Origin of the sequence: Rhodococcus sp. BS-15 (genome assembly GCF_000813105.1) — a bacterium.
Lineage (GTDB): Bacteria > Actinomycetota > Actinomycetes > Mycobacteriales > Mycobacteriaceae > Rhodococcoides.
The window spans coordinates 1-5292 of sequence record NZ_BAOX01000326.1 but is presented as its reverse complement, the minus strand read 5'-3'; the positions used below and the strand labels follow the sequence as shown (position 1 = coordinate 5292).

5 protein-coding genes are annotated in these 5292 nt (G+C 65.5%); all 5 read right to left on the bottom strand.

The window, feature by feature from the left end; translation table 11 throughout:
• Positions 1-350: 350 nt before the first annotated feature.
• Positions 351-1517 (bottom strand): XdhC family protein, encoded by a 1167-nt coding sequence (locus RHBS_RS24015; RefSeq protein WP_128646615.1) that lies wholly within the window; start codon positions 1515-1517, stop codon positions 351-353.
• Between the two features lie 7 nt (positions 1518-1524).
• Positions 1525-2151: an SRPBCC family protein gene (locus RHBS_RS24010; RefSeq protein ID WP_128646614.1), complete on the bottom strand. Its 627-nt coding sequence runs from the start codon at positions 2149-2151 to the stop codon at positions 1525-1527.
• The gene (locus RHBS_RS24005; RefSeq protein WP_037190717.1) at positions 2148-2651 is read right to left on the bottom strand and encodes a (2Fe-2S)-binding protein; all 504 of its coding nucleotides are present in this window, start codon (positions 2649-2651) and stop codon (positions 2148-2150) included. The genes RHBS_RS24010 and RHBS_RS24005 overlap by 4 nt, the downstream gene beginning before the upstream one ends.
• Positions 2648-4843: a xanthine dehydrogenase family protein molybdopterin-binding subunit gene (locus RHBS_RS24000; protein ID WP_237669631.1), complete on the bottom strand. Its 2196-nt coding sequence runs from the start codon at positions 4841-4843 to the stop codon at positions 2648-2650. Before RHBS_RS24000 ends, RHBS_RS24005 begins: the two co-directional genes overlap by 4 nt.
• A 166-nt stretch (positions 4844-5009) precedes the next feature.
• Entirely contained in the window at positions 5010-5195 is a 186-nt protein-coding gene (locus RHBS_RS23995) for a hypothetical protein (RefSeq protein ID WP_128646612.1), read from the bottom strand.
• Between the last annotated feature and the right edge of the window lie 97 nt (positions 5196-5292).

The window sequence follows — 5292 nt, the reverse complement described above, 5'->3', positions numbered from 1 at the left end:
GCGCGAGAGTATCCAACTCACCGATCGCCTGTCCGGTTCCCGACAACGCATTCGAGAACTGCCGCAGGATCGCTGGATCCACGTTCACTGTCATGACGCTCCCCCGAGTCGCACTCTGTCGACGCCCGGTCGTTCGGCGTCATCGGGTTTGACGCCCGCGGTCTCCGATCGGTTCCATCCCATCGGTGAACGCGGTCGGGAACGCGTTCGCGCGAATCTCTCCCAAAGCGAGGGTGGCTACGGATCAGGTTGGGCGTGGAGTACATCGGTTCGGTTGCCTGCCGGGCAACGCCGAGCCCATCGGTTCCCTCTTCGATCCGTTTCGGACGAACTCGGGCGCGGCAGGTGGCCTACAGCGTCGGACACGTGCTGGCACCGTCGGGCGTAGTGCCTGCGACCGACGCACCGATCCCCGGGGCGCTGCGGAGGGCATCGTCGTCACGGCCATGCAGCGATCCCGTCCCGTCGCGCAACCGTCCGCCGGATCGCCCGTTCGATACCGCGACCATTTCGGCCACGATCGACAACGCGGTCTCTCCGGGACTACGCCCACCGAGATCCAGACCCACGGGCGAGGCCAACCGCGCCAGGGAGCCCGCGTCGACCCCGCGTGCGAGGAGTCGGCGACGGCGATCCTCGTGTGTTCGACGGCTGCCCAGCACGCCGATGTAGCCGGCCGGGGTGCGTACCGCGACGTCGAGCAGCGGGACATCGAACTTCTCATCGTGCGTCAGTACACACAGCGCGGTGGAGCGGTCGATCAAGCCCGCCTCCCACTGCGCCGTCAGATACTCGTGCGGCCAGGCCACCACGACCTCGTCGGCGTGCGGAAAGCGTTCGGCCGTAGCGAAGATCGGCCGAGCGTCGCACACCACGGTGCGGTATCCCACGATCGCGGCTGCCCGGGCGACGGAGTCGGCGAGGTCGAGCGCGCCGAAGATGATCAGCAGCGGCGGAGCAGGGAACGATCGCACGAAGACCTCGACGGCGTCGATCTCACGCAGTCCGCTCGATCCGTCCGCCAACATGACCCGAGCGAGCTCGGTGGCTCCAGCGTCGAGAAGCGGGTGGCCGATGGAGCCGAACGAATCGTCGGCCGTCACCACGAGGTGACCGCCCGCAGCACCGGAGGCGACGGTCACTTCGGCAACAGAAGATCGCGACATGATTCGCTCCAACAGCTGTCCGTAGTGCGGGCGGCTGTCCCGATCCACTCGGTCCACCACGACCTCGATGGTGCCGCCGCAGGTGAGCCCTATGGCGAAGGGGTCATCTGCCGCGACGCCGAATCGAAGCCGATCGGCGAATCCACCCGTCGCCGCCGACACCGCAGCGTCGAACACTGCACCTTCGACGCATCCGCCGGACACACCTCCGAGTGCTCCGCGGCCGGCGCCGACGGCCATGACAGCACCCACCTCTCGGACCGCACTGCCGGAGGTTGCCACGACGGTGGCTACACCGAACGGCCGTCCGCTGATGAACCAATCGTGGAGTGTGGCGGCGAAGTCGAGCATCGCGAACCTACCGTCGCCCGAAAGCCCTGGACACCAACCATCCCTCGACCATTCCGGCGAGGAAGATGCCCGCGATCGGCGCGTACTTGCGCACCGGTTCGGGCATCAGAGACATCGCATTCAATTCGCCGCCCATCGGGCTCGCAACAGCAGCCTTCACAGCTGCAGGCGTGGTCGATTCGGCCGTAGCCGAACCACTGAGCAGCGCACCGAGATTGACGGCGAACTGTTGCAGCACCTTGTTCGACACCGCCACGATCGCGCCCTTGCCGAACGAGACGATCTTGCCGCTGATCACCAGATCGGTGTTCAGGGTCAACCGCGAACGGTCACCGATCGCCTCGACCGCCAGTTTCACCTGGGCCTCGGCATCGCCGTTGCCGTGCGAGTCAGCTCCTTTGGCTTCGAGTGAGAGCGTCCGGGTTTCGGCATCGACCGCGAGGAAGCGAATCGTGCCGGCGTACGACGCACTGATCGGGCCCACTTTGACCTTGACTCCGCCGAGGTAGGTCTCACCGTCCTTACCGGTGATGGCGGCCCCCGGTACGCACGTCGCCACCTTCTCGACGTCGTTGATCAGTCGGAAGACGTCCTCGGCGGAGGCGCCTATGTCGAGCGTGTTGGTCAAGATCACTGGGAAACTCCGTTCACACAGCCGGCGCAACGCCGCTGTTCGGCACACGAGTCGATGGCCTCGACGATGGTTTGATACCCGGTACAGCGGCAGTAGTTCGACGCCACCACCTCTCGGATCTGTTCCTTGGTGGCATCGGGGTTGTCGGCGAGGTAGCCCTCGGCCAACATCAGGAAGCCCGGTGTGCAGAAACCGCACTGCAGACCGTGGTGGTCCGCGAAGGCCTGCTGCAGATCGTTCAATTCACCGTCGATGCCGAGTGATTCGACGGTCTCGATGTCCGAGTTCTCCACCTGCGCTGCGAACGTCAGGCACGCGCGGGCCGGCTTGCCGTCGATCAGCACGGTGCAGGCTCCGCACACGCCGTGCTCGCAGCCGACATGCGTTCCGGTGAGCTGCAGATCGTGCCGCAGTACGTCGACCAGAGTTCGGCGTGGTTCGGTGATCACCTCATGGATGGTTCCGTTGACGTTCAGTTCGATCAGTTGCTTGTTGCTCATGGCCTTCCCTTCGCCAGTGCCGCCTGTACCGCCACGGGGGTGATCGGTGTGTCGTTCAGTTCGAGTCCGGTGGAGCGCAATCCGTCGTTGACGGCGTTGAGCACGGCGGCCGGTGCGCCGATCGTGCCGCCCTCACCGGCTCCCTTGGCTCCGGATTCGGTGAACAGGCAGGGCGTTTCGAGGTGATGGATCTCGATGTCCGGGATTTCGCAGGCAGTGGGCACCTTGTAGTCGATGAAGCTGGCGCACAGTGGGTTTCCGTGATCGTCGTACGACACCTGCTCGAACAACGCACCGGCGATGCCCTGGGCGATTCCACCGCGGCACTGTCCTTCGACGATCTTGGGATTGATGGCGACTCCGCAGTCCTCGACGCACACGTACTTCAGGATCTCCACTCGGCCGGTGCCCTCGTGCAACTCCACCACGACGCCGTGGGTGGCGTTGGAGAACGTGCCGTCGTTGAACACGTCGAAGCTGGCCGTCGCGGACAATCCGGGTTCGACGCCCTTCGGTAGCAGTTGCGCCTTCAGGTACGCGACGTCGGCGATGTCCCGGTAGGTGACGTACTTGGAGTGGTCGTCGCGCTGACGGACGCGGCCCGAGGCCAGCTCGACGTTGTCGTCACGGGTCTCCATCAGGTGCGCCGCGATCTCACACAGTTTGTCTCCCAGCTTGTTCGACGCCAACGCCACCGCGCTACCGCCGATGGTGATCGAGCGGGAGGCGAACGACCCGAAGCCGTAGGTGATGCGGTCGGTGTCGCCCTGCACGATCTTGACCTGTTCGACGTCGATGCCGAGCCGGTCTGCGACGATCTGCGCCATGGTGGTCTCGTGGCTCTGGCCGTGGCTCATTGTGCCGGTCGTCACGACCACCGTGCCGGAGGTGTCCATCCGGACCTCCGAGATGTCGAATCCCGGCACCACGTTCATCTTGCGGGCCGCGAATGCGCTGCTGCCGTAGCCGGTTCGCTCGCTGAAGCACGAGTATCCGATGCCGATGTGTCGGCCGTCTGCGGTCGCCCGCTCCTGGAAGTCGTACCACCCACCGTCTAGTAGCATCTGCTCGCACAGGTTCAGTGCCTCGAGGTAGGAGCCCGGATCGTAGGTGATGTTGTTGACGCCGGTGTAGGGGAAAGCGGTGATGACGTTGCGCCGTCTGATCTCCACCGCATCGAGGTTCAGTTCGCGGGCCGCTCGCTCGAACAGCCGCTCCATCACCATGACGTACTGCGGGCGGGACACCCCGCGGTACGGCGCGGTCGGTGCCTTGTTGCTGAACACGGAACGGCCCCGCACCCGATATGCCGGAACCTGGTACACCCCCGGCATTTCGGCCGAGGCCATGAGCGGCTCGATGCCTGCGGTGAAGGGGTAGCACGAGTACGCGCCCATATCGCACACGACATCTGCGTCGAGGCCGAGAATGTGCCCCTCGGAATCGAACGCTGCCCGCACGTCGTACTGCTGTTCGCGCGCCAGGAACGACGCCGTCAGTGCGTCCTTGCGGTCCTCGATCCATTTGACCGGGCGGCGGAGCTTCAATGCGGCTGCGGCGACGGCGATCTCCTCGCGACCGACGACGCACTTCTGTCCGAAGCCGCCACCCATGTCGGGTACCACGACACGGACCTCTCGCTCGTCGAGCCCGAGGCACAGCGCGGTGACGGTCCGAACCTGGTGCGGCACCTGTGTACAGATGTGGACGATCAGCTGCTTGTCGCGGTCGTCCCAGTACGCGATGCAGCCGCGGGTCTCGAGCGGAAGCGCGTTCTGACGCCCGGTGCGCGATCGCACGGACACGACGGTGTGCGCGTCGTCGAAAATCTCGTCGATGCCCTCGGTGGCGAACATCTGTACGTCCACGACGGTGTTGTTCGGAACCGAATCGTGCACCAGGGGTACGCCGTCGGACATGGCCTGGTCTGCGGAGGTGACGGCGGTGACGGTCCGGTACGACACCCGTGCCGCTTCGAGCCCGTCCTCGACGCTGTAGGCATCGGCGGCGACGACGATGGCCAGTGGCTCACCGACGTAGCGCACGACGTCGTGCGCCAGTACGGGCATGTCGGTGGGCACGAATTCGCTGAGTGGACGGGATAATTCGGCTCGGATCGGCCGCAGCTCCAGGTCCGCCGCGGTGAAGACGCCGCGCACTCCCTCGACTCCGGCGACATCACCGACGTCCAGACCGGTGATCGAGCGGCCGCGACGGTGCTGCGTACGAACTGAGCGTGCAACATTCCCGGCATCGCGATGTCGTCGACGAATCTGCCTCGGCCGGTGAGCAACCGCGGGTCTTCCCGGCGGGCGACCGAGGTGCCGACGAATTTCGGCGTGAGGACCTGATCGACGCTCATGTGGGCACCCCCTGCGAGACCAGTGCGTCGCTGCAGGCTTCGGCGACCAACGTGCGCACCAGGGTGCGGCGGTACTCTGCGGTGAACATGCCCTCGTCCTCCAGTTCCAGTGCTTCGGCTGCGGCGTCCGCGCAGTCGGCGAACGTTCCACCGGCGTCGAGCGCGGCCTCGCCTGGCGGCACATTGAGTTCAGTCCTGGCTTCGCCGGCAAAGCCGTCAAGCCTCTCTCGAAACTGTGGGTGTCACACCCGCGAAGGAAGATGTGTCCTGCACATGTCA

Bases quoted from the DNA above. Each gene is read 5' to 3' on its own strand.
- RHBS_RS24005 (WP_037190717.1), bottom strand. From the start codon at position 2,651: ATGAGCAACAAGCAACTGATCGAACTGAACGTCAACGGAACCATCCAT.
- RHBS_RS24015 (WP_128646615.1), bottom strand. From the start codon at position 1,517: ATGCTCGACTTCGCCGCCACACTCCACGATTGGTTCATCAGCGGACGG.